The organism is Pseudarthrobacter sp. SSS035 (assembly GCF_023273875.1).
Lineage (GTDB): Bacteria > Actinomycetota > Actinomycetes > Actinomycetales > Micrococcaceae > Arthrobacter.
Genome location: NZ_CP096882.1, coordinates 1,679,948 through 1,704,513 on the forward strand (window position 1 = coordinate 1,679,948; position 24,566 = coordinate 1,704,513).

Here is a 24,566-nt window from a genome sequence, read left to right on the forward strand (position 1 = left end):
CATGGCTTCCAAAGCCCCCAAGCAGAATATCGACGAGTCAAAACTGACCGTGACGAAGCCCAAAACGACGGCCGTCGGCCTTCCGGCTGTAGCGAACGCGTTGAAAATTTCCCTTGAGCAGATGGGCCCGCTGCGCAGCATCCAGACGCTCATGGCTGTCAACCAGGTTGACGGCTTTGACTGCATGGGCTGCGCCTGGCCTGAACACGAAAAGCGCAATGCTGCGGAATTCTGCGAGAACGGCGCCAAGGCGGTGGCCGAAGAAGGCACGCGCCGCCGCGTCACGCCCGAATTCTTCGCACAACACTCCATTGCGGACCTGAAGACGCGTGATGACTTCTGGCTGGGTCAACAGGGCCGGCTGACCCATCCGATGCTCCTCGATGAAGGCGCAACCCACTACAAGCCCATCGCGTGGGACGACGCTTATGAGCTGATCGCCCAGGAGATCAGGGACATGGAGCACGCCGACCAGTCGGTCTTCTACACCTCCGGCCGGACATCGAACGAGGCAGCCTTCGCCTACCAGCTCCTCGTTCGCGGCATCGGGACCAACAATTTGCCCGACTGCTCCAACATGTGCCACGAATCGTCCGGCTCCGCCCTGGTCGAAACCATCGGCATCGGCAAAGGCTCCGTCAGCCTCACGGACCTGGAAACGGCATCGCTGATTTTCGTGGCGGGGCAGAATCCCGGCACCAACCACCCGCGTATGCTCAGCGCGCTGGAGAAGGCGAAGAAGAACGGCGCCGTCATCATCTCCGTGAATCCGCTTCCCGAGGCCGGGCTCCTGCGGTTCGAGAATCCGCAGAACATTTCCGGCATGGTGGTGGGCACACAACTGACCGACGACTTCCTCCAAATCCGTGCCGGCGGCGATCAGGCCCTCTTCCAAGGGCTTGGCAAATACCTTCTCGAAGCCGAAGCCCAGGGGCGCAAGACCCCCGGCCTCCCCACTGTGCTGGACCATGAGTTCATCAAGGACCACACCGTTGGTATCGACGAATACCTGCGGTACCTCGAAAAGGCGGAATGGAACGACATCGTCGAAGCCACGGGACTGACACTGGAACAGATCAAGTCCATCGGGGAGCGCCTCCTGGCCTCGAGCGCCACGATCGTCTGCTGGGCCATGGGCCTGACCCAGCACAAGCACTCGGTACCCACGCTCCGCGACGTGGTCAACGTCCTGCTTCTGCAAGGCAACATCGGCAAGCCCGGAGCCGGCGTCTGCCCCGTCCGCGGCCACTCCAACGTCCAGGGCGACCGGACCATGGGCATCTTCGAGAAGATGCCGGAGAACTTCCACGACCGGCTTGACCACGAGTTCCAGTTCCACTCCCCCCGGGCGCATGGCTTCGACACCGTGGCCGCCATCCGCGCCATGCGGGACGGCAAGGTCCGCGTATTCATCGGCATGGGCGGCAACTTCGTGCGGGCAGCCCCCGATTCCGAGGTCACGGAACAGGCGCTGGCCAACACCCGCCTGACGGTACAGATCTCCACGAAACTGAACCATTCCCACGTATCGACGGGTCGTCGTGCGCTGATTCTTCCGACGCTCGGACGTACCGAGCGGGACACCCAGCGCACCGGCGACCAGAGGGTAACAGTCGAGGATTCCATGAGCGCGGTCCACGCCTCCCGCGGGCGCCTCAAGCCCGCCAGTGAGCACCTGCACTCCGAAGTGGCTATTGTCTGCAACGTTGCCCACAAAATCTTCACCGGCAGCGACAACCTCCCGCTGCCCAATACCCCCAAAGCCGATTGGCTCGCCATGAGGGACGACTACTCCATCATCCGGAAACACATCGAGGCGGTCCTCAGCGGCTTCGAGAACTTCGAGGAACGGATCAAGAATCCTGGTGGGTTCGTCCTTCCCCACCCTCCCCGGGATGCCAGAAAGTTCGATACGGCTTCGGGCAAGGCCCACTTCACAGGCAACGAACTCCAATTCATCAGTGTCCCCGCGGGACGGCTCGTCCTTCAGACCCTGCGCTCCCATGACCAGTACAACACCACCATCTACGGCAAGGACGACCGCTACCGCGGCATCCACGGCGGGCGCCGCGTCGTCATGATCAACGCCGACGACATTACTGAGCTGGGGTTCACGGACGGGGACATGGTTCATCTCGTCTCCGAATTCCAGGGGACCGAACGACGCGCCGATAACTTCCGCATCGTGTCATACTCGACGCCCAAGGGGTGCGCGGCGGCCTACTACCCGGAAACCAACGTCCTCGTGCCGCTTGATTCGGTAGCCGACACCAGCGGCACGCCGACCTCCAAGTCCGTTATCGTGCGGCTTGAGCGGGCCGAAGCGTGAGCTCCGTCCTGACGACCGAAGCGACCGTCACCCAGGGTGTGGACGGGCCAAGGGTGGAACGGGCTGTCCGCGAGTACCTCCTGGCCATCGGGGAGGACCCGGACAGGCCAGGGCTCGTGGATACCCCGGCGCGGGTAGCCCGGGCGGCCGCGGAGATTTTCGGCGGGCTCCATGAGGATCCCCTTGCCGTCCTGGACAGGACCTTCGACCTCGGCCACGGTGAAATGGTCATCGTTAAGGACATCCCGTTCTATTCCACCTGCGAACATCACCTGGTGCCGTTCCATGGCGTGGCGCACGTAGGTTACATCCCGTCCGCTGAGGGACTCGTGACCGGCCTCAGCAAGCTTGCCAGGCTGGTGGACGTCTTTGCGCGAAGGCCACAGGTCCAGGAGAGGCTCACCACCCAGGTGGTGGACGCGCTGGTCACATCACTGCGGCCGCTGGGCGCCATTGTAGTGATCGAGTGCGAGCACCTGTGCATGTCGATGCGGGGCGTGCGCAAGCCCGGGGCCAAGACCATCACATCGGCAGTCCGCGGTGAACTGCGCCTGCCGGCCGCCCGCGCCGAGGCGTTGAGTCTCATCCACGGTCGATAGGAAATCTCGCCCGGCATCCCACTGACAGCCTTCGTCCTTGCGAAGAATGAGCTGTCCCGTTCCTGTAAATGGTGCTTCGGTGGGCCTGAAACCTGGGGAGGTATCCTCATCGAAGCACCGCTTTCGGGCAACGGGGCAGCACCGGCAATGGCCGGAGAGCAATGCAATCCGACGTGGCCAGCCTGGCACCAACCCGGCCAGGGCCCGCACGTTTCATTGCACAACTACCTACAGGAAAGGGGGCACCCTTGCTGGCCCAAGATACCGCCACCAGCGGCAGCACTTCGGAGTTGCGCTCTGCAAAGCCATCTTCAGGACACCCCTCCCCCACCTGGCTCGAAGCCCGGCAACTGGCTTTCGACTGCGCCGTCCCGCTCGCGCCCGTGGAGGTTCCCCTCGCGTTGGCAGCAGGCCACAGGCTTACCCGCGACGTGGCCGCCCTGCAGGAGCTCCCCCATTACCACTCTTCTGCCATGGACGGCTGGGCCATCAACGGCGGAGGTCCATGGATCCTTGCCGGCCACGAACCCTTTTTGCGCCCCGGGAGTGCCAGCGTCATAGCCACCGGCGGACTGGTACGTGTTGGCGCCCAGTCGATACTCCGCAAGGAAAGTGGCCAGATCCACCAAGATGCCGACGGCAGCCTTCTCCTGCGGCTCACCGACAACGCAAAGGAAGGCGAGCCGGGCCTGGGCCAACACATTCGTCCTGCGGGCGAGGAAGCTGCTGCCGGTGAGGTGCTGATCCCCGCCGGCACAACACTGAACCCGGGACACATTGCCCTCGCCGCCGTGGCCGGCCACGACAACCTGCAGGTGCAGGCCAAGCCCATGGTCGGCATCGTATTGACCGGTTCCGAAGTGGTCACGTCAGGCGTTCCGGAACCAGGACATGTCCGGGACACTTTTGGTCCGCAGCTGGGGACGGTCATTTCCCTTCTGGGGGGCACGCCTGCCGGCTCCCTGCGGATCGGGGATTCCTACCCCGAGTGGCTCGCGGCGATTGGCGGTTCTGAGGCGTTCCCCGGGCGGATGCCGGACCTGACCATAACCACCGGCGGAACCGGCTGTTCCGGGACAGACTATTTTCGCGCCGTCATCGCTGCCCTTGGCGGACAGCTGTTGCTGGATGGCATCGCCATGCGGCCGGGCCACCCGGCAGTCCTGGCGGGGCTCCCGGACGGCCGCTTCGTCGTCGGGCTGCCCGGTAACCCCCTGGCAGCAATGATGGCTCTCATCACTATGGGTGCACCGCTGCTGGAGGCACTCGGAGGCAGGCCCCTGAGTGCCGTTGGACAGGTGACCTCCGCGGCTGACCTTGATCCGTGCCCCGGCCGTACGCGTCTGATTCCCTGCACGTTCATCGAGGGGCTTGCCTTCCCCACCTCGCATACAGGACCCGGCATGATGCGTGGACTGGCTTGGGCCGACGGCGTCATGGCCGTTCCCCCTGCCGGAGTCCAATCCGGCGAGCCAGTTCCTGTGCTCCCACTCCCCTGGACGCAGACCAACGAAACAATCCGTTCCACCACCAACCGAGCACGGAGCACAGCATGGCCCGCATGACACAGCGCCGCAAAATCCACCGCTTCCAGCTGGACGGTTCCGGCGCCGAATACCCGGTGCGGTTCAAGGAAGACGTACTCGCCGCCGAGGAGCCCCTGGAAATCCGCATCGGCGGCCGCTCCTTCGCTGTCACCATGAGGACCCCAGGGGACGAATTTGACCTGGTGGCCGGGTTCCTGGTCTCGGAAGGCATCATCAGTTCCCCCTCCGAGCTGGTATCGCTGCGCTTTTGCGCCGGCGATGCCGGGGGAGAACAGACATATAACGTAGTCGAGGCCCAGCTAAGGCCGGATGTCCCCATGCCTGACACCATGCGGCATGTCTACACCTCAAGCTCCTGCGGCATCTGCGGGACAGACTCGATCGACTCCGTCCGCAAGACCCTTCCCTTCGATCCTGCCCAGCACACGCTGCAGATTCCCGTGGATGTCCTCGCCGAACTGCCGGAGCGGCTTCGCGAGGCCCAGGCGGTCTTCGACAAGACGGGCGGCGTCCATGCGGCCGGCCTATTCAAGGTGGATGGCGCCAGCCCTGAGTTGCTTTGTCTCCGTGAGGATGTCGGACGCCATAACGCTGTGGACAAAGTGGTGGGATGGGCGCTGCGCCAAAACGTGCTGCCTCTGAGTGGCACGGTCCTCCAGGTGTCCGGGCGCGCGTCCTTCGAACTTGTCCAGAAGGCCGCCATGGCCGGCATTCCCGTCCTGTCTGCTGTGAGCGCGCCCTCAAGCCTGGCCGCCGACCTCGCCGTCGAGACCGGACTGACGCTGGTTGGATTCAGCCGGGGTCACAGCCTGAACGTCTACGCCGGTCGCGAAAGGCTGGGCCCAGCTTCAGCGGAGTGGCCCGGAACCACGACGGCGACATCCAATTCAATCTCGCCACAAGACACGACTGCGCCGGCACATGCCCGGACCCCGACTCCCGCCAAGGCGGCACCCACAACCAACCACCAAAAACATCCCACCCCCACGGCGCTAAAACAGCGCGGGCACATGCAACAATCCCTGACCGCGTAACCGCAATAGCCAAACACCAACGCCACGCTCTCCATCTACGGAGGGCGGGGCGATGGGTCGTTGACATAGGCCCCCAGTGCTACTGGGCTCTTCGGGCAGTACGGCTAGTGAGCCATGCGACCAATTCTTCATGGGCGATGAGTGGTTTCCGCAGGCCCCTCAAATCGCGGCCAGGCGATTTCAGAGATCGTCTTCGGGTCGGGCGGCGAGGATCCGATTAGCGCTGACCTGCAGGATTCCGAGTGACTCCTGGATAAGAGGCGATGCGATGCTGCCCATCCGCACCGCAGCGACAATGCGGCGCGAGGGCTTCCCTCTGCCAGTGATGCGCAGCCGAACCACGTTTTCGGCACTGCGCAGGGGTGCCAGTCGCGGCAGCAGGCCCACGCCCAGCCCCGCACCCACGAAGGCGATCTGGGTTTCCCATTCAACGGCCTCATGGGCAATGCGCGGTGTCACCCCGACCGCCGTGAACGCCGCCGTGAAGAGGGAGTGGTAGGTGGAACCGGCGGCTTCGGTGATCCATGGCTCCGACGCGAGCTCTTCAAGCGTCACCGTTTCCCGCGATGCCAGCGGATGGTCAGCGGGAATGATCACGTCCAGGGGATCGTCGAGCAGAACGGTCTGTTCAAAGCGAGGATCGTCCTCAACGTAGGTGTCGGACTGCATCGCAACAATGACCGCAAGGTCGATTCGCTCGGCAACCAACAAATCGAAGCAGCGGGCCGGGTTGGCCTCGAGTACCTGCACCTCAAGCAGTGGGCGTGTCGAACGCAGGGTAGCGGCCAGTGGCGCAAGCAACTGCGCGGCCGCCGTGGAGAAACCGCCCAGGCCAAAACGGGACTGTACCTGGTCGCCGGCCTCCATGGCTGCTGCGCGCAGGCGCTCCCATTCGGCGATGAGGGTGTCCGAGCCGGCCACTAGAAAGCGGCCCGTGGCAGTGAGGCGCACTCCGCGGCCGTCCTTCGTCAGCAGCTGCATTCCAAGCACACGCTGGAGCTCGCGCAATTGTGCGGAGACGGCGGAGGGAGAATACCCTGTGAGCTCCGCGGTGGCGCCAATGGTGCCGCACCGGGCGAACACCCGAAGTGTGATGAGCCTCGCATCGATCATGCACCTATTGTGCACAGATATCATCCAAATCTTGCGCTTTTGTTGCGGATCAATGATCCCTAATCTCATGAATACAAGGTTTCGACAACGCCGCTCGCGCCCCACGCAGCCGTGGTCCCCACGAATCACACACTTACCCACGCCTCCCGGGAGGAAACATATGTCTGTTCCAGTCTTGCCCCTCAACTCACGCGGAAAGCTCGCTTCATCCTTGCCTGCAGAGCAGCTGGCGGAAATCAGCGATTTGTTCGAGTTCCGGCGCAAGGGATATTCCCTCGATGCCCCCTTCTACACCGATGCCACGATTTTCAAGATCGATATGGAGTCCATCTTCGGCCAGCACTGGATCTTTGCCGCCAGCATCGCCGAACTGCCGGAGCCGGGCGATTACGTCACCGTCGACTACGGGCCCTACTCCCTGATCGTGCTGCGCAACGACGACGGCGGCGTGAACGTCCTGCATAACGTGTGCCGCCACCGCGGCGCCCGCGTCCTGACTGAGCCCGCAGGGTCAACCGGAAACCTGGTCTGTGGCTACCACTCCTGGACATACTCCCCGGAGGGGAATCTGATCCACGCCTCCGCTCCGGGGGAGACGAAGTTCGACAAGGGCTGCTTCGGCCTCAAGCGCGCCCACAGCCGCGTGGTCGCCGGACTCATCTTCGTCTGCATTGCGGACGAGCCGCCGGCGGATTTTGACGAAACCGCCAAGATCTTCGAGCCCTACCTCGCGCCCCACGATCTGTCGAAGACGAAAGTCGCCTACCAGCAGAACATCGTAGAGGAAGGCAACTGGAAGCTCGTCATGGAGAACAACCGTGAGTGCTACCACTGCGACGGCCACCCAGAGCTCGCCTGTTCCCTCTTTCCCACCTGGGGCCTGACGGAGGGGCTGATCCCTGCCCATCTTGAGGAAGTGTGGGACCGCAACAAGGAAGCACAGTCATCGCTCGAGGAACGTTGCCGCCGCTATGGTCTCCCCTATGAGGTAGTGGAGGAACTTGACACGCGCATCGCGGGAATCCGCATCTCACGGGAATCACTCGATGGTGACGGCGAATCGTTCTCGCCCGATGGTCGCAGGCTCTCCAAGAAGCTGCTCGGCGACTTGCGGGACTTCCGCCTTGGCCGCTGCTCGATGCACCTGCAGCCCAACAGCTGGTTCCACTTCCTGGGGGACCACGTCATCACGTTCGGCGTCTTCCCCATCAACGAACACCAGTCACTTGTACGCACCACCTGGCTGGTAGCTGACGACGCCGAGGAAGGCGTCGACTACGATCTGGACAAACTCACCTACACCTGGAAGCAGACCAATCTGCAGGACAAGGCGTTCGTGGAGCTGTGCCAGAAGGGCGCCGGCAGTCCTGCCTACGAGCCCGGCCCGTACATGAAGAGCGAATACCAGGTGGAGGCGTTCATCAACTGGTATGTCCAGCGTGTGCAGGAGCACTTGGCATGATTGAACTCCTCACTGAGACGGCAACCCAGGAACCACAGCGTATTCGCGGTCTTGAGATGCCGTGGAACAGGGTCATGGGCAGCACAGAGGGACCCGCCAGTGCAGCCCGTGCTTTGGGTCCCTGGCATCCGCAGGAGTTCATGGCCGAATGTGTCGAGATCGTTCCCGAGGTGGGCGGCATGATGACCTTCGTGTTCCGTCGCTCTGACGGTGCGCCCCTGGCTTTCCGCGCGGGCCAGTACGTGAACGTTGCCTTCCCCGTGAACGGCGAGGACCAGGATCCCGCGGACCGCAGCTACTCGCTGTCCAGTTCGCCCACCAAACCGTGGACCTTCGACATCACAGTTAAGCGCGATCCCACGGGACTGGTCTCACCGTGGGTGCACGAGAACATCAAGCCCGGCACCGTCCTCGAGATGCTGGGACCGGTCGGGGCATTCCATCTGCCAGATGCCGACCGCCGGGCACGGTACCTCCTGCTTGCCGCCGGCGCCGGCATCACCCCCATCATGTCGATGGTGCGGACCATCCACTCCCTTCCTGGACAGGCCGATGTTGTGGTGCTGTACCACGGGGCGGAGGCCGGAGGCTTTGCCTTCCACAAGGAGCTGGCCTACATCGCCTCCGTGGACTCTCGGGTCAAGGTCTTCTACTCCCTGGGCGACCGTAGCAAACCCGAGGGGTGGGAAGGGCTCAGCGGAAGGCTGACGGCGGCCATGCTCGACGAGGTGGCCCCCGACGCCAACGGCCGCCAGGTCTATGCCTGCGGCCCCGAGGGTTACCTGAATACCGCCACCGAGCTCCTGGGGAACGTGGGCGTCGACGGCACCTCCATCCACATGGAGTTCTTCTCGGGGGATCGCCAGACGCTCCTGGAATACCAGGCCGAGCTAGCGCTTGCAGCGGACATTGCGGAGGAAATCGCCGAGGAAATCGCCGATTCCGCCGAGGACTACTATGAAAGCCAGCCCACCGCTTTCGGGCTCTATGAGCCCGGTTACGACGCCGAGGGAACGCTGAAAGCCACGGGGCTGCCGCTGGAAACCTTCGACTCGGAGACGCCCGACCCCGAAGCTGCCGGCGTCGGTCAGGACGTGGGGCCGGAGGCCGGGTCCCCCGATGCCTCGAGCTTCGACACGGTCGGAACAGGAAGCCTCACCCTGTCTTTCATGCGCACCGGCATCAACGTGCGCATCGACCCCGCCGAACACATCCTCGGGGCGGCCCAGCGTGCGGGCGTCAGGATCGGCGCGAACTGCAAGGAGGGCATGTGCGGCTCCTGCAAGGTCGTCAAGCTTTCCGGGGAGGTCGAGATGAACCACCAGGGCGGGATCCGGGCCCGCGAAATCGATGCAGGCAAGTTCCTGCCCTGCTGCTCCACCGCCCGGACCGATTTGGTGATCGATGCCTAGCCGCCTCCAGCTAGCTTCACCAAAACTGACAACAACTACTTCACAGACAGTCTGATGCGACCGACAACACTGTGAGGTTCGATCGCCAACCCATAGGAGCCATTCAATGTCAGGTAACAAAGCCGTTGCATACAAGGCGCCGGGGATCGTGGAAATCATCGATACCCCGTTTCCCACCTTTGAACTGCAGGCCGGTCCCGGCGTCAATCCCGTCAATGTCGGCCGGAAAGTCCCGCACGGGGTCATCCTGCGCACCGTGAGCACCAACATCTGCGGCTCGGACCAGCACATGGTTCGTGGCCGGACCACCGCCCCGGCCGGTCTCGTCCTGGGGCACGAAATCACCGGGGAAGTCATCGAGACCGGGCCCGACGTCGAGTTCATCAAGGTCGGGGACATCGTCTCGGTCCCCTTCAACATCTCCTGTGGGCGCTGCCGGAACTGCAAGGAGGGCAAGACCGGAATCTGCCTGAACGTGAACCCGGACCGTCCCGGCTCCGCCTACGGCTATGTTGACATGGGCGGATGGGTCGGCGGGCAGGCGGAGTTCGTCCTGGTCCCCTACGCGGACTGGAACCTGTTGCGGTTCCCTGATCGGGACCAGGCCCTGGAGAAGATCATGGACCTGACCATGCTCTCGGACATCCTTCCGACCGGTTTCCACGGGGCCGTCACGGCAGGTGTCGGCGTCGGGTCCACCGTCTACGTTGCCGGGGCCGGTCCCGTGGGTCTCGCCGCGGCCACCAGCGCGCAACTGCTGGGCGCCGCGGTGGTCATCGTGGGGGACCTCAATGAGGATCGCCTGGCCCAGGCACGATCCTTTGGCTGCGAAACCGTCAATGTGGCCAACGGCGACCCGGCTGACCAGATCGAACAGATTCTGGGGGTCCGGGAGGTCGATGCAGGAATCGACGCAGTCGGTTTCGAAGCCCGCGGACACGGACACGGTGCCCAGGAGGCGCCGGCCACCGTGCTCAATTCGCTGATGGATCTCACCGCCGCCGGCGGGTCCGTGGGCATTCCCGGCCTTTATGTCACCGGGGACCCGGGCGCCGCGGACGAGGCGGCCCAGAAGGGCAGCCTGTCCCTGTCCCTGGGCACCGGCTGGGCCAAGTCCCTCTCCTTCGCCACCGGCCAGTGCCCGGTGATGAAGTACAACCGGCAGCTGATGATGGCGATCCTGCATGACAGGATCCAGATCGCCAAGGCGGTCAACGCCACGGCCATTTCGCTCCAGGATGCCCCTCGGGGGTACGCGGAATTCGATGCCGGAGCCGCCACGAAGTATGTCCTGGACCCGAACGGCTACCTCAGCAACTAGTCCGAGGAAATGTGTTGATCCGCGCCTAACGATGGGAGGCTTCCGGCCTTACGTAAGCAAAGTTGATCCCTGGCCCCAACTAGGTGCCCCATACACAAGGCCCCGACTGGGCGGGGCCCCCAGCCTCCCGGCCTGATTCCTGACGGCCGTGTTATGCCGCAGGCCCATGCCTCATCGATCAAAGGACCGTTCATGGCTCTAAATAGTGATCTAAAATCCCATACCCCCGAGGAGTTGCCTGCCGAGAACGCTTTGGCCGCAACTCCCCGCAACGAAGAACCTGGAGGTGGAAAGAGGAGTAAAGCAGCCCTTGGTGTCTCCGAGGAGATAGACACGGGCCTTGTTGTCCTCGTTCCGGAGGACGGAGCCGCAGAGGACCTGCCGGATTCAGAAGAATACGAGCAGATCCTCGAAGAGCTGCGTCATGCCAAAACCGAACAGGCCGTCTCCCGGCGCCGGAACCACTCGCTCACGCTCGACAAAGTCACCTTCGGGATCACTGGCGCCATCGCCGTCGCCTTTGTGATCTGGGGATTTGCCGGCCGGGACAGCCTCGCCTCGTCCTCCACGGTTGCCCTGAACTGGGTCATGGAATACACCGGCTGGCTCTTCATGGTCCTGGCGTCCCTGTTCGTAGTGTTCGTCCTGTGGCTGGCCCTAGGCAAGTTCGGCAACATCCCACTGGGCAAGGACGGCGAGAAACCCGAATTCCGTACCGTCTCCTGGGTTGCGATGATGTTCGCCGCCGGCATGGGCATCGGACTGATGTTCTACGGTGTAGCCGAACCGCTCTACCACTACATCTCTCCCCCGCCCGGAACCGTGGACGGCCGCACCCCCGCAGCGATCCAAACGGCCATGGCCACCTCGATCTTCCACTGGACCCTGCACCCCTGGGCAATGTACGCAGTGGTCGGCATTGCCATGGCATACGGCACCTACCGCCTCGGCCGCCGGCAACTGGTCTCCGCAGCCTTCACCTCACTCTTCGGTATCAGAATGGTTGAAGGCCCGCTCGGGAAATTCATCAACATCCTGGCCATTTTCGCCACCCTCTTTGGCACAGCCGCTTCCCTGGGCCTGGGCGCCCTGCAGATCGGCAGCGGTATGACCTCCAACGGCTGGTTCGGCGAAGTCGGCACTCCCGTGCTGGTTGTGATCGTCGCCGTCCTGACCTTCTGCTTCGTCGCCTCGGCCGTCTCCGGCATCAGCCGCGGCATCCAGTGGCTCTCCAACATCAACATGGTCCTGGCCGTCATCCTCGCACTCATCGTTTTCATCGCCGGCCCCACCCTGTTCATCCTCAACCTGATCCCGTCCGCCGTCGGCGACTACGCCCGCGACCTGGCCGAAATGTCATCCCGGACCGAAGCAGTCGGCGATGAAGCCCTTCGGAGCTGGATGACCAGCTGGACCATCTTCTACTGGGCCTGGTGGATCTCCTGGACGCCCTTCGTAGGGATGTTTATTGCCCGCATCAGCCGCGGCCGCACCATCCGCCAGTTCGTCACCGGCGTGCTGCTGGTCCCCAGCGTCGTCAGCGTCATCTGGTTCGGAATCTTCGGCGGAGCCGCTTTCCACGTCCAGCAGGAAGCCGATAAGGCAGGCACACCCGGGCTCGTAACAACAACCGACGGAGTCTCGTCCGTCAACTTCGACGGCGCACTCTTCGACCTCGTCAAAAACCTTGGCATGCCCGGCTGGCTCACTGCCGCCGTCATCGTGCTCGCCATGGTACTGGTCGCGATCTTCTTCGTCACCGGCGCCGACGCCGCTTCCATCGTGATGGGATCACTCAGCTCCAACGGCGCCGAACACCCGCGCCGCGGAGTGGTGATCTTCTGGGGCACCCTCACCGGCGCCGTCGCCGCAGTCATGCTGCTCGCCGGCGGCGCCGAACCCTCCGAAGCCCTGGCCGGACTGCAACGCATCACCATCGTGGCAGCACTACCCTTCATCGTGGTCATGCTCCTGCTCTGCTTCGCTCTCGCCAAAGACCTGCGCCGCGATCCCCTCTCCCTACGACGACGCCTGGCCACATCCGTCGTCGAACGGGCCATCAGAACCGGCGTGGAACAACACGGCGGCATCCAATTCGACCTCGTCACAAAACACGACTGCGCCGATACATGCCCGGACCCCGACTCCCACCAAGGCGGAACCCACACCGGCAGCATCCCCATCATCCAGACCCGCCACACAGACCACAACGCCAAATAAGCCCGCCACCAAAACAACCCGCCCCGGTAGCACGCGGCTTCCCAGCCCGTGCCACCGGGGCACACCCCCACACCCAGCAGCAAAGGTTACCTACATGTCCGAGCGCCACGATCAAGAACAGATCCTCCGGGTTAGCAGTGAAGGGAAGGAGTCTGTGGAAATCCAGCTTGAATCATCAAACCCAGTAACCGTTCGGCTGCAGCTGGTCAGCGGCTGCACCTGCCACCACCCCACGCAAAACCGCCCCGGCTCGTACGTCGACAGCGACTTTGGTATCCGCTGAGGGAGGCTGCACCGGCCGCGCCGCATCAGCCCCAAAAGCATGACCGTTCAGCTGGGCATCCCGGTAATCCGGCGTTCCAGGGACAGCAATCAAGGGCCAGCACTTAGTTCACGCCCGGCCGGATTGCCTTCGAAGTTGCTGGACCGCTTTGGCCGCCAAGCAACCGATCTGCGGCTGTCAGTCACCGACAAATGCAACCTTCGCTGCACATACTGCATGCCGGCAGACGGCATGCAGTGGCTTCCGAAGGAGGCTGTCATGACGGCAGCTGAGATCCAGAGAATCGTGAGCCTCGGTGTCGAGATGCCGGGTGTGAGGGAACTCCGAATCACCGGTGGCGAACCCTTGATCCGACCGGACCTAGCCGGCATCATCGCCGCGGTGCGGGAACGCCACTCGGCGCTCCGTGCGCGCGATGTGGTTGACGTCCTGCCGCCCTTCGCGGGCGGTTAGTGCTTCAATTCATCGCACGCCAAAGCTGGTTGCCAGAGCTATTGCCTCCGTACGCGAGGTGACGCCCATCTTCCGGAAGATGTTTCCCACGTGGAACTTGACCGTGTTTTCACTGATGTTGAGGGCGCCTGCGATGGACCTGTTCCGCTGACCGGATGCAAGGTGCTGCAGCACTTCCAACTCTCGGCTGCCCAATTTCCAAGCGCTGACGTCGGCAGGAGCAACCTGCGGGGCATCCAACGGAAGCGTCACCGAGACATCTGCACCCCAGCCGGGCATGACATCTACCTGCATCTTTCCGTCCAGGGCCTGAACCCTCCGGTCCAGCCTGCCCAAACTGGATGCGTCGGCGGCAAGCGTGCCGCCGCCGTCGTCGCAGACATTGATCAGCAGATTCTCGCCGTCGCAATCCCACTGGGCCCTGACCCTTCGAACGTCCGGCTGATCCAGCATGGCCAGCAGTAAGCCCCGCACGATGGCCCGGGCTGCGTGGGCGACTTCCCCCGGGAGGGCCCGCCCCGTCAGGGGAGGTTCGACGAACTGCACCTCCACCCCACTGAAACGCGTCAGCGGAAGTAGGTCTTCCCTGAGGCGCTCGAATGCCCTGGCTACCGGTTCTTCGATCAGGTCCGTGGTCCTGTCACTCACCGTGCGCAGACGCACAAGGGCTTTGGCCACCAAATCCGTGGCTGCCGTACGTGCTGAGGCGTCGTCCAGTGCCGTTGACCTCAGCGCCCCAGCGACGATCTCAAGCGTCGTCGCGTGCTGGTCCACCAGCTCGGAAGTCACCCGGAGGCGTTCAGCAGACGCCGCCCTGGACTCCAACAAATATGCGGGCGGAGCATCCGCGACCTTTTCGTGAATCCTGCGCGCGGCAAGGTGCCAGAGGTACTTGGCGATGTCTGCGTCCGCTTCCGCGTTACCGGTCTCAGGACCGGGCGCAACAGGGTCTGTAACCACCAGCAAGGCCCTGCTGGCGAGGTATTTCATCGCGAGAACTGGTCGTTCCTTTGCCGCTATCGCGGCCTCCCCCACCCAAGGTTCCTCCCCGCTGAGGGCAGCACGGAGGCTGTCCAGTTCGTCGATGGACACGCTTGAGATGATGCTCTCCAAACCCGCCTTTTTCCGGGGCCTGCCGGTGCAGTCCTCCGTGAAGATCACCAGGGCGCTGCTTCCGAGATAAGGAGCAAGCGCCTTCCGTAGTTCTTCCGCTATGGAGGTCAGTGGCGCGTTCGCCACCGCCGCGATGGACTGCAGCAAAGGCCACGGCAAAGACGGGACTCCGGGGCTGCCATCCGGTGTAAGTGGTGGGAGCTTGTCCACTGGCGAGCCGGTCATGGGGTCCTTTCGACGGGCACAGCTTACGAACTACCAGAAAGTATAGCTATAGCCACCTTTTGCGGGCGTTCCACCCATACCAAAGCAGCGGCAGGATTAATGGCGGAATACATCCCAGATGGATGGACGCCTCCAACAGAGCGAAGGAAATAACTGTGGGTCCAACAGCACTCGGTTCATCGGACCGACTCAGCGCCGGCGCAATTCTCCAGAACCTGTCCCTCATTGCCGGCGAGATCAGTGGCACCGCTGCCCAGGTCGATGGAGACCGCCTGGAAGCACTGACGGCAGCCATCCGTTCCGCCGACAGGGTTTTCGTCGCCGGTGCCGGCCGCAGCGGCCTCGTCCTCCGTATGGCTGCCATGCGGTTAATGCATCTCGGCCTCAACGTCCATGTAGCGGGCGACACCACAACTCCGGCCATCCGTGCCGGCGATGTGCTTCTGGTCGCTTCCGGCTCCGGCTCCACATCCGGCGTGGTGAAGGCAGCCGAAACAGCTGCGGCGGCCGGTGCCCGTGTGGCCGCGGTGACCACCAACCCCGACTCCCGCCTCGCAGACCTGGCGGATTCCCTGGTGATCGTACCTGCCGCGCAAAAGACGGATCACAGCTCCAATGTCACCCGCCAGTATTCGGGAAGCCTGTTCGAGCAGGTCCTCTTTGTCCTCACCGAAGCCATTTTCCAAACCATCTGGAACGACACCGACGCACCGGCTGAAGAACTCTGGCTCCGGCACGCAAACCTCGAATAAACCCCCGCTTTTACCCCATACCAACACCAACAGAAAGAGAAACATCATGAAGCTTCAGGTAGCCATGGACCTCCTGACCACCGCAGACGCGCTTGAGCTGGCCGGCAAGGTCGCCGAGTACGTTGACATCATCGAACTCGGTACGCCCCTGATCAAGGCAGCCGGACTAACGGCTGTGACCGCAGTCAAGCAGGCCCACCCTGACAAGATCGTTTTCGCCGACATGAAGACCATGGATGCCGGAGAACTTGAAGCCGACATCGCATTCAAGGCCGGCGCAGACCTCGTCTCCGTGCTGGGAAGCGCCGACGATTCGACCATCGCCGGCGCCGTGAAGGCGGCCCGTGCACACAACAAAGGCATCGTCGTGGACCTCATCGGCGTGCCGGACAAGGTCACCCGCGCCAAGGAAGCACGGGCCCTCGGCGCCAAATTCGTGGAGTTCCACGCAGGCCTGGACGAGCAGGCCCAGCCTGGCTTCGACCTGGATGGACTGCTCAGTGCCGGGGAAGAGGCCCGCGTGCCCTTCTCAGTGGCCGGCGGCGTTAACCTCTCCACCATCGAAGCCGTCCAGCGGGCCGGCGCCGAGGTTGCCGTAGCCGGCGGTGCCATTTATGGTGCAGCTGATCCCGCATTGGCAGCCAAGGAGCTCCGGGCCGCCATCGCCTGATCCTTACGCACCATGCGGCGGAGGACGGCGAGACGGCGCTCGAACTCGGTGTCAGAGAACGTGAGCTGACTTTCTCGCCGTTCTTCAGGACCTTTCTGTAGCGGGGTCTCACCACCCTCAACCCATTGCGTACAGCGCGCTTCTAGTTACGCGTAACAGATCCAGCGCGGGGCAGCCGCACGAACTTCGTCGCCAGGTGCAGCGCTGCCAGACGGCCCGTTCCGCGGGGATCGCCGCCGCAAAGGGAGAAGATCCGCTGGAGCCGCTGATGCATCGACTGCCGCTCCAGGTGCAGCTCACGCGCGGCCTGCGCCGTGTTGCAACCGGAATCCAGCCAGACCCGCAGCGTCTCAACCAGCGCGGAGTTTCGTTGGGCATCGTGGACGAGGAGGGCACCCAGCTGCTGGCTGACATAGTCCGTGCGCTGGGTTTCATCCAGCGTATGGAACGCGAGCCGCTCCACCGCGAAAGCGTCGGCATCGAGGACCACACCGGACTGCCCCGGCCCGGCCTTGAACGGCTCGGCGCCGGCGGCAAGGTCCAGCGTCAGCCTGGCTTCCGTCAGGGACCATGGCGCCGCCGAGATTCCGGTGGCCACCGGACCGACGGCGCTGACAGTCCCTTCCGGCAACGCCAGCGACTGCAGTCCGGCCAGAATTGCGTCCCGGTCTTCCTGCGTCTTCCCGGGGCGGAGCACGGCCAGCGCCAAGAGTTCCGCGTTGTCGGCGTAGCTTGCACTGTGATGCCCCACCCGCTCCAGCACGTGCTCCACAGCCATCCGGGGTTGCCGTGAGCCGGGGGAACGAACCACAACAGCCACCAGCTGCGCGGCCAACGGGATCCCGGCTGCCGGAGCGAGCTGCTGGAGCCGCCAGTTTTGAGTTCCGGAATCGACGGCGCGGATCAGCGCCGCACCCGCCATCTCCTTGAGGCCGGGGGGCATGCGCTGCAGCAGGGCCAACGCCAGAATGTCCACCGAGCGGTTCCCTGCGATCCTCGCCAGGTTCACGTCGGCACCCGCCAGGGCATGAAGGCTGAGGCGGGCTGAAGGAATGCCACGCACGGACACGTCAACCTGGATGGTCCGGGCACGGTCCGGCGCGTCGCTGGATTCGGCGGGCTCCGGCTCAACCGTATGATCAGCCGGCAGTGCGCTGGCCAGCGGGGCACCCGCGGTGGATGTCAGGACAACTTCCGCGCCGGTAGCGTCCGCCAGGACAGCCAGGATCCGGTCAAGACTGCCGCCGTGGGCCAACTCCACCGCCATCGCGTGACTGGCCCGGTCAGCCTGCTGCAGCTGGGCAGCAGTTTCGCTCACCAGGAGTGAGTTGATGGCTTCCATCACGCCTACAAAGGGCACCACCTTGCGAAGCTCTATCAGCGGAAGGCCGGCCGCTTCAGCTGCTGCCACCATCGACGACGGTATCGAGGCCAGCTCCGTGCCAGTCTCTATGGCCAGCGCGGCCACGCCGCGTTCTGCCAGCTCCCAGATGTAGTCCGCGCGCCGTTTGTCCGTTGCCAAAGCAAGAGCCTGGCCGCCGGTCAGCAACAGTTCACCGCCGCCAAGTAGCGGGGCAATGTCCAAAACCTCACTGGAGTGAATCCAGCGCAGCTGCGTCTGGGCCGCAATGGCCGCCGCTGCGCGGACCACCGGATCCGCGGGCGTGAGGGTGGAATGGTTCAAAACATCCTGCAGGCGTATTGGCATGACACTCCGTCGCGTTTTCTCATAAACTTCAAGACACATTGTATGTGGTGCATGTGGCGTGAGACACATAATCTTGAGGAATCCCCATCCCCTCAACGAAGAGGCCCCAATGCAACAAAAACCCTCAACCGCAGGAGCAGGACAGCAACCTGCACTTGAAGATTGCGAAGCCTGGCTCCAGCCGATCCCCGAATCCCAGCGGACGCACAAGGTCTCCGGACAGTTCTGGATCTGGGCCGGCGCCAACCTGGCGCCCATCAACTGGGTTCTGGGTGCCCTCGGAATCCACTTGGGGCTGGGTTTCGCGGATACCGTCATCGTCCTGGTCCTGGGCAACCTGATCGGCATGCTGCTCTTCGGCTGCTTTGTGCTCCTCGGCCAAAAGACCGGCGCCACCGGCATGGTCCTGGCCCGCGCAGCCTTCGGCCGCCGCGGCAACTACCTGCCGGCAGCCATCCAGGCGGTCCTGGTGATCGGCTGGTGCGCGGTTAACACGTGGATCATCCTGGACCTGGTCATGGCACTCTTCGGCACGCTCGGATGGGTGGATCCCACAGCACACAACTATGGCTGGAAGATCGGCGTCGCCACCGCCATCATGGCCGCGCAGGTAGCCATCGCCTGGTTCGGCTACAAAGCCATCGCCGCCTTCGAAAAGTGGACCGTGCCGCCCACCATCCTCATCCTGGCCGTGATGTCCGCGGTTGCCTGGTTCGGCATGAAGATCAACTGGACGTACGCCGGGCCCGCCGGCAACATCCTGGAAGGCTCCGAACGGATCGCGGCCATGAGCGCCGTGATGACCGCCATCGGCATCGGCTGGGGCATCACCTGGTTCACCTACGCCGCAGACTACTCCCGGTTCGTGAGCACCCAAGTTCCCAAGAAAAAGGTCTACTTGGCGTCGGTCCTTGGCCAGTTCATCCCCGTTGTCTGGCTGGGAATCCTCGGCGCAAGCCTGGCCACCAACAGCGGCGAAATCGACCCAGGGAAGCTCATCGTCCAGAACTTCGGCGTCCTCGCGCTGCCGGTGCTGCTCATGGTGCTGCACGGCCCCATCGCCACCAACATCCTCAACATCTACACCTTCTCCGTGGCCACGCAGTCGCTGGACATCACCATCAGCCGCCGCAAACTCAACCTGTTCGTCGGCGTCTTCTCTCTCGCCGCCGTCGTGTTCTTCATCTTCCAGGAAGACTTCGCAACAGTCCTCGACGCCTGGCTCATCGGGCTCGTGGCGTGGGTTGCCGCGTGGGGCGGAGTCATGCTGGTCCACTACTTCTGGATCGAGAAGCGCTGGCCGGGCAACCCGGAGAGGCTCTTCGACGCCGTCGGCACCAAACGCCTCCCCGGCGTCAACTGGGCAGGCGTCGTTTCCCTCCTGGTCGGCATCTTCGCCACCTGGCTGTTTATGTACGGACTCGTTCCAGCGATGCAGGGCCCCATTGCCGTGGCCCTGGGCGGCTGGGACCTGTCCTGGCTTGCCGGCGGCCTTGCCAGTGCAGGCACCTACGCCATCCTCGGGCCGAAGGTCCACCGCAAATACCTCGAGGCCGACCAAACGGACGCCGCCGCCCATCCGGCGTCCGCAGACCTGGGATTCGCCGCCCGGACCAACGCCCCCGCCGGTCTCTGAAACGCCCCGGACCTGAATTACTGACGGACACTGAACCTCTAGGAACCACACCATGACCTTTGAAGCATTCGCGGATTCAGCCCACCCCATCACCTGGCCCGAGGGCAAGCGGGCAGCAGCCTCATTCACGTTCGACGTCGACGCCGAGTCCTGCACCATCGCCCACGATCCGAAGAGCACGCGCCGGATGTCCCTGATGACCCACCAGTCGTACGGGCCCAAGGTGGCGGTCCCGCGGTTGCTTCAGATCCTCCAGCGACAGGACATCCGGGCCACCTTCTTCGTTCCCGGCTTCACGGCAGACTGCTACCCGGACACGGTCCGGCGCATCGTGGACGCCGGGCACGAGGTGGCCCACCACGGGTACCTGCACGAACCCATGCAGGGGATCGATGCCGAGACCGAGGCCCGCTTTATCGACCGCGGGCTCGAGGCCCTCGCGAAGGTCGGCGTGGAACCGGTGGGGTACCGCGCGCCGTGGTGGGAACTGAACTGGCACTCCCCGGCGCTGCTGGCGGACCGCGGTTTCCTCTACGATTCGAGCCTGCTCGACGGCGACGCACCGTACCGTTTTGCGGTGGCGGAAGGCGATTCCCGGGACATCGTGGAGATCCCGGTCGACTGGACCCTGGACGACTGGGAACAGTACGCGTTCTACCCAGGCGTCACCGGCAGCGGTGTGATCGAAAGCCCGGCCAAGGTCCTGGAAATGTGGACACTGGAAGCCGAGGCGCACCACGCCCAGGGCAGCTGCTTTGTCCTGACCAACCACCCGTTCATCTCGGGGCGCCCGTCCAAGGCCGTCGCCCTGGAAAAGCTGATTGACCGGGTGAAATCAATGGACGGCATGTGGGTCACCACCATGGAGGAGATCGCCGAGCACACCCGCAGGACCGTCGAGGAGGTCCACACTCACGCCCGGATCGAGGTCCCTTCGTTCCCCGACACGGGAGCCCGGTTCACGCCGGCCGCCGTTCACCAGTGGAAACCATCCGGCAGCCGCAGCCGATAGCCCCGGACCCGTAACCCCAAGGAAAAGAAGCGCCCGACGGCGGCAGGAGACTGCCGCCGTCGGGCGCTTCTTGTGTAGCTGCCGTCAGACTGTCAGACGGCACCCGAGGTGAGTACGCGCTTGACGTCGTTCTCATCCGGGTAGGCGGCCTGCGTTCCCTTGCGGGTGGTGGCGAGTGCGGCGGCGATCGAGGCGAAGGCCGCGGCGTCAGCCAGTGACGCCCCGTCGGCCAGCCGCGCGGCCACCGCGCCAGTGAAGGCATCCCCGGCGCCGGTGGTGTCCACCGCGTCAACCTTGACGGGTGCTATCTGGACCAGCTGCTGCCCGGTGGGGGCCAGCGAATCCAGCACCACGGAACCGTGGGCACCCAGCGTGACCAGGACCCGCTGGAGCCCGCGCTCGGCGAAACGGAGGCGGACGGTGTCCCAGTCGCCGGCATCCGCGTCGCTGCCGGAAATGGCGGCGCCGCCAAGGAACTGCGAGGCCTCATGGGCGTTGACCAGCAGGACGTCCGTCAGGTCCGCCAGCTGCTGCGGGATTTCCGCGTACGGCGAGAGGTTGAGCAGAACTGTGGCGCCGGCGTCGCGCCCTGCCAGGGCGGCGGCCTCAACCGTGTCAAGGCTGACCTCCAGGCAGAGGCAGACCACCGCGGCGCCGTGGAACGTTTCCGCCGCGGCGGTGACATCCGCGGGCGACAGGGTGCCGTTGGCGCCGGCAGAGATGATGATGTTGTTTTCGCCGTGGGCATCCACGGCGATGACGGCGACGCCGGTCTCCGTGGGGGCGGTCCGAACATCTCCGACATGGACGCCCGCGCCGGCGGTGGAGGAAAGCAGCATCTTCCCGTTGGAATCGTCCCCCACGGCACCGACAAGGCTGACGGCCCCGCCCAGCAGGCTGGCGGCGACGGCCTGGTTGGCGCTCTTGCCGCCCGGGTTCACTACGAAACCGTTGCCGTGCACCGTCTCGCCGGGGAGCGGCAGCCGCTCGCAGTAGATGGTCAGGTCCGCGTTCAGGGAACCGACGACGACGATCCGGCCTTGGGTGCCGGCTGTTGCGGAACTCATTCGGTCACCTCAGCCTCGACGGGCTTGGGGATGAGGAGCGAGGCGGCGAAAGCGGCCACCGTGATGACCAAGCCCGTCACAACCACGGAGAGGTAGGACGCCTGGGCGTCGCCGAGGGCCGAGGTGGCCACCAGCACGGCGGGCAGCACCAGGAAGCTCAGGCCGGCGCCCAGGTTGAAGGCGCCCGCGTTCATGCCGGGAAGGAACCCCGGGTTTCCGGCGGGTGAGAGGACAACTCCGAGTCCGTTGAGCATGATGTTGACCGTACCGGCGTACATGATGCCCAGCAAGACGGTTCCGGCGATCATCATGGGCAGGCTGCTGAGGCCGAAGAACGCGATGATGGCCAGGGCGGCGATGCTGCCCAGCATGCCGATGCGCAGGACCTTGGTGTAGCCGAGAATGGGCGCGAGCCTGCCGCTGAGGGGACCCACCAGCCAGCCGAGCAGGGCGTACGGGGTGAGGATGATGAGCGACATTTCGGTCGGGCCGATGCCGAATCCCGGGTCCGCGGCCTGCACATACGCCGGCACGATCCCGTTGATCACGGCGAAGATGCCGGTCATGGTCAGCGTGGTGGTCAGCAGCGGCGCCCAGGTGGAACGCTGGCGCAGGTGGACGGTTTCCACCATGGGCTGTTTGGCGCGCTTTTCCACGGTCCAGAAGCAGTAGAACGCGACGGCGGCGACCACCACCAGTCCGATCGCCAGCAGGAGCGTGCCGGGTGCGAAGGCGCCCACCAGCTTGGAGCCCTCGTTGAGGGCGGTGAGCAGCGCACCCACGGCGACGACGATGAAGAACACGCCCAGCCAGTCCATGGAGGTGCCGGCGGCCGGCTTGCTCTCGCCGGCGAGGAAGGCGATCAGGGCGGTGGCGACGAGGGCCAGGACCACCATGAGCCAGAAGATGCTGCGGAACCCGAAGTGTTCGGCGAAGTAGCCGCCCACAAAGGAGTCGACGCCGGCCACGCCGCCGTTGACGGCGGTGATGAGGCCCATGAGCGTCCCGTACTTGCGCGGGTTGCTGACGGCGGACCGCAGCATGATCAGGCACAACGGCACGGTGGGGCCGCTGACGCCCTGGATGATGCGGCCCACAAAGAGCCAGGTCACGTCCGGGGCCATGGCCGCGATGACCGAACCGACGGCCATCAGGAGCATCATGCCGATCAGGATCTTCTTGCGGCCGATGATGTCGCTCAGGCGCGGCAGGAAGAGCGAGAACAGGGCGGCCGCGGTGAAGAACCAGGTCTGGGAGAGTCCGATGACGGCCTGATCGGTGTTCAGTTCCTTGCCCATGGTGACCAGGGCGGGGCTGAGCATGGAGGCGTTGAGCTGGAAGGCGACGCACGCGGCCAGCAGGGCGACCATCAGGGCAGTGACGTTGCCGCGGCTGGTCTTCGTGTCGGTGAGGGTGGCACTCATTTACTTGCCTCCCGTGGCTGCTGCAAGGCCGGCGGTTTCAAGAACGGCAGGTTCGCCGATGCGCAAGAGGGCATCCGTGACGAGGTCCCAGAAACGGGCGTGGTCCAGGTCAACGGCCACGGAGGTGGTGCAGTCCTCCGGTGCGGGGGCGCGGAAGTCGGCCACGGTCATGCCGAGCGTCAGTGTGCCCTGCAGTTCGATGTCCACCGGAACCTTGCGGGTGGTGACGATGCTGGGATCGATCACATAGGCCACGGCGCACGGATCGTGGACGGGCGGGAAGTCAAAGCCCTGGGCGTCCTTGTAGGTCTGGGTGAAGAACTCCATCAGTTCCATCACGAACTTGGCGGGTCCGGTTCCCACAGCCGCAATCTTCTCCACCACGTCCGGGGTGGCCAGGGCCTGGTGCGTGAGGTCCAGGCCCACCATCACCACGGGCCACTTCTCGTTGAACACGATGTGGGCGGCTTCGGGGTCGATGATGATGTTGAATTCGGCCACGGCGCTCCAGTTGCCCACGTGGTAGCCGCCGCCCATCAGGACAACTTCCTTGACGCGTTCCACAATGCGCGGTTCCTTGCGGGCTGCCAGCGCGATGTTGGTAAGGCCGCCGGTGGGGACCAAAGTGACCGTGCCCGGTTCGTGGGCCATCACAGTGTCAATGATGAGGTCGACGGCGTGGCGCGGGTCCAGTTCGATGGAGGACTCGGGCTGTGCAGGGCCGTCCATGCCCGTTTCGCCGTGGATGGACGGCGCGGTTTCGATGGTGCGGACCAGGGGCCGGCCGCAGCCGGCGGCAAACGGCACACCGGTGATGCCGGCGATGGTCCCGACGGCGAGCGCGTTCTTGGTGACCTTTTCGAGCGTCTGGTTGCCCACCACGGTGGTGACGGCCAGCAGTTCAATGTCAGGGTTGCCGTGTGCGAGCAGGATGGCCACGGCGTCGTCATGCCCGGGGTCGCAGTCAAGAATGATCTTCTTGGGGGCGGGTTTCATCGGTTTGGATTCCACGTTAAATCTCCACGTCATTGGGGCCTGCCGGAGCAGTGGCCGAAAGCATTCACGGAGATCATGACACCTGCCCAAGCCGCGCGTCAAGCGCTTAACGTTGCCGCACGTCAAACGCTTGACGCATTGCCGCGGCTTAACGCGGCTTGACCCTGCCGGGCCACGCCGCCGGCTCCGG

Annotated in this window: 18 protein-coding genes and 2 pseudogenes; 14 read left to right on the forward strand and 6 right to left on the reverse strand. The window is 64.3% G+C overall.

Annotated features, from left to right (window positions below):
* Nucleotide 1 precedes the first annotated feature (1 nt).
* The 4 genes and pseudogenes from MUN23_RS07710 to fdhD form a co-directional block, all read left to right on the forward strand.
* Complete coding sequence (locus tag MUN23_RS07710; protein WP_248763273.1) at nt 2-2,329, forward strand: FdhF/YdeP family oxidoreductase; 2,328 nt, start codon at nt 2-4, stop codon at nt 2,327-2,329.
* Nucleotides 2,326-2,928 carry a GTP cyclohydrolase I FolE gene (folE, locus tag MUN23_RS07715; RefSeq protein ID WP_248763274.1) on the forward strand — a complete coding sequence of 201 codons (603 nt, stop codon included), beginning with the start codon at nt 2,326-2,328 and terminating at the stop codon, nt 2,926-2,928. Before MUN23_RS07710 ends, folE begins: the two co-directional genes overlap by 4 nt.
* A 248-nt stretch (nt 2,929-3,176) precedes the next feature.
* A complete protein-coding gene (locus MUN23_RS07720) occupies nt 3,177-4,493 on the forward strand; it encodes a molybdopterin molybdotransferase MoeA (RefSeq protein WP_371875995.1) in 1,317 nt (438 codons plus the stop codon).
* A pseudogene (gene fdhD / locus MUN23_RS07725) lies at nt 4,481-5,314 on the forward strand (formate dehydrogenase accessory sulfurtransferase FdhD); the annotation flags it as partial. The gene MUN23_RS07720 and the pseudogene fdhD, both read left to right, overlap by 13 nt.
* Nucleotides 5,315-5,689: 375 nt before the next feature.
* Here the strand turns inward: fdhD and MUN23_RS07730 are convergent.
* Complete coding sequence (locus tag MUN23_RS07730; RefSeq protein ID WP_248763275.1) at nt 5,690-6,622, reverse strand: LysR family transcriptional regulator; 933 nt, start codon at nt 6,620-6,622, stop codon at nt 5,690-5,692.
* 160 nt (nt 6,623-6,782) lie between these two features.
* Between MUN23_RS07730 and MUN23_RS07735 the strand changes: the two genes are divergently transcribed.
* The 6 genes and pseudogenes from MUN23_RS07735 to MUN23_RS07760 form a co-directional block, all read left to right on the forward strand.
* The gene (locus tag MUN23_RS07735; protein ID WP_248763276.1) at nt 6,783-8,084 is read left to right on the forward strand and encodes an SRPBCC family protein; all 1,302 of its coding nucleotides are present in this window, start codon (nt 6,783-6,785) and stop codon (nt 8,082-8,084) included.
* Nucleotides 8,081-9,496, forward strand: a complete 1,416-nt coding sequence (locus MUN23_RS07740) for a ferredoxin reductase (protein ID WP_248763277.1) — start codon at nt 8,081-8,083, stop codon at nt 9,494-9,496. Before MUN23_RS07735 ends, MUN23_RS07740 begins: the two co-directional genes overlap by 4 nt.
* Before the next feature lie 106 nt (nt 9,497-9,602).
* Complete coding sequence (gene fdhA, locus MUN23_RS07745; RefSeq protein ID WP_248763278.1) at nt 9,603-10,817, forward strand: formaldehyde dehydrogenase, glutathione-independent; 1,215 nt, start codon at nt 9,603-9,605, stop codon at nt 10,815-10,817.
* A 192-nt stretch (nt 10,818-11,009) separates the two neighbouring features.
* Nucleotides 11,010-13,037, forward strand: a complete 2,028-nt coding sequence (locus MUN23_RS07750; RefSeq protein WP_248763279.1) for a BCCT family transporter — start codon at nt 11,010-11,012, stop codon at nt 13,035-13,037.
* A 94-nt stretch (nt 13,038-13,131) separates the two neighbouring features.
* Complete coding sequence (locus MUN23_RS07755; protein WP_248763280.1) at nt 13,132-13,320, forward strand: hypothetical protein; 189 nt, start codon at nt 13,132-13,134, stop codon at nt 13,318-13,320.
* Between the two features lie 39 nt (nt 13,321-13,359).
* A pseudogene (locus MUN23_RS07760) lies at nt 13,360-13,725 on the forward strand (radical SAM protein); the annotation flags it as partial.
* A 57-nt stretch (nt 13,726-13,782) separates the two neighbouring features.
* Here MUN23_RS07760 and MUN23_RS07765 read toward each other — a convergent pair.
* Nucleotides 13,783-15,111: a LuxR C-terminal-related transcriptional regulator gene (locus tag MUN23_RS07765; protein WP_248763281.1), complete on the reverse strand. Its 1,329-nt coding sequence runs from the start codon at nt 15,109-15,111 to the stop codon at nt 13,783-13,785.
* Between the two features lie 122 nt (nt 15,112-15,233).
* Between MUN23_RS07765 and hxlB the strand changes: the two genes are divergently transcribed.
* Entirely contained in the window at nt 15,234-15,863 is a 630-nt protein-coding gene (gene hxlB / locus MUN23_RS07770; protein WP_371875996.1) for a 6-phospho-3-hexuloisomerase, read from the forward strand.
* A 46-nt stretch (nt 15,864-15,909) separates the two neighbouring features.
* Nucleotides 15,910-16,533 carry a 3-hexulose-6-phosphate synthase gene (gene hxlA, locus MUN23_RS07775; RefSeq protein ID WP_248763283.1) on the forward strand — a complete coding sequence of 208 codons (624 nt, stop codon included), beginning with the start codon at nt 15,910-15,912 and terminating at the stop codon, nt 16,531-16,533.
* Between the two features lie 142 nt (nt 16,534-16,675).
* On the opposite strand, the gene MUN23_RS07780 is transcribed toward hxlA, so the two are convergent.
* The gene (locus MUN23_RS07780; RefSeq protein WP_248763284.1) at nt 16,676-18,241 is read right to left on the reverse strand and encodes a PucR family transcriptional regulator; all 1,566 of its coding nucleotides are present in this window, start codon (nt 18,239-18,241) and stop codon (nt 16,676-16,678) included.
* A gap of 109 nt (nt 18,242-18,350) precedes the next feature.
* Between MUN23_RS07780 and MUN23_RS07785 the strand changes: the two genes are divergently transcribed.
* Together MUN23_RS07785 and MUN23_RS07790 are read left to right on the forward strand one after the other, a co-directional pair.
* Entirely contained in the window at nt 18,351-19,877 is a 1,527-nt protein-coding gene (locus MUN23_RS07785) for a cytosine permease (RefSeq protein WP_248763285.1), read from the forward strand.
* A gap of 52 nt (nt 19,878-19,929) precedes the next feature.
* Nucleotides 19,930-20,889, forward strand: coding sequence for a polysaccharide deacetylase (locus MUN23_RS07790; RefSeq protein ID WP_248763286.1), 960 nt, complete (start codon nt 19,930-19,932; stop codon nt 20,887-20,889).
* Between the two features lie 92 nt (nt 20,890-20,981).
* On the opposite strand, the gene MUN23_RS07795 is transcribed toward MUN23_RS07790, so the two are convergent.
* The 3 genes from MUN23_RS07795 to MUN23_RS07805 are packed head-to-tail and all read right to left on the reverse strand — an operon-like array spanning nt 20,982 to nt 24,409.
* On the reverse strand, nt 20,982-21,956 hold the full coding sequence (locus MUN23_RS07795) for a ribokinase (protein WP_248763287.1): 975 nt from the start codon (nt 21,954-21,956) through the stop codon (nt 20,982-20,984).
* Entirely contained in the window at nt 21,953-23,380 is a 1,428-nt protein-coding gene (locus MUN23_RS07800; RefSeq protein ID WP_248763288.1) for an MFS transporter, read from the reverse strand. The genes MUN23_RS07795 and MUN23_RS07800 overlap by 4 nt, the downstream gene beginning before the upstream one ends.
* Nucleotides 23,381-24,409 carry a nucleoside hydrolase gene (locus MUN23_RS07805; RefSeq protein ID WP_371875997.1) on the reverse strand — a complete coding sequence of 343 codons (1,029 nt, stop codon included), beginning with the start codon at nt 24,407-24,409 and terminating at the stop codon, nt 23,381-23,383.
* Nucleotides 24,410-24,566 lie beyond the last annotated feature (157 nt).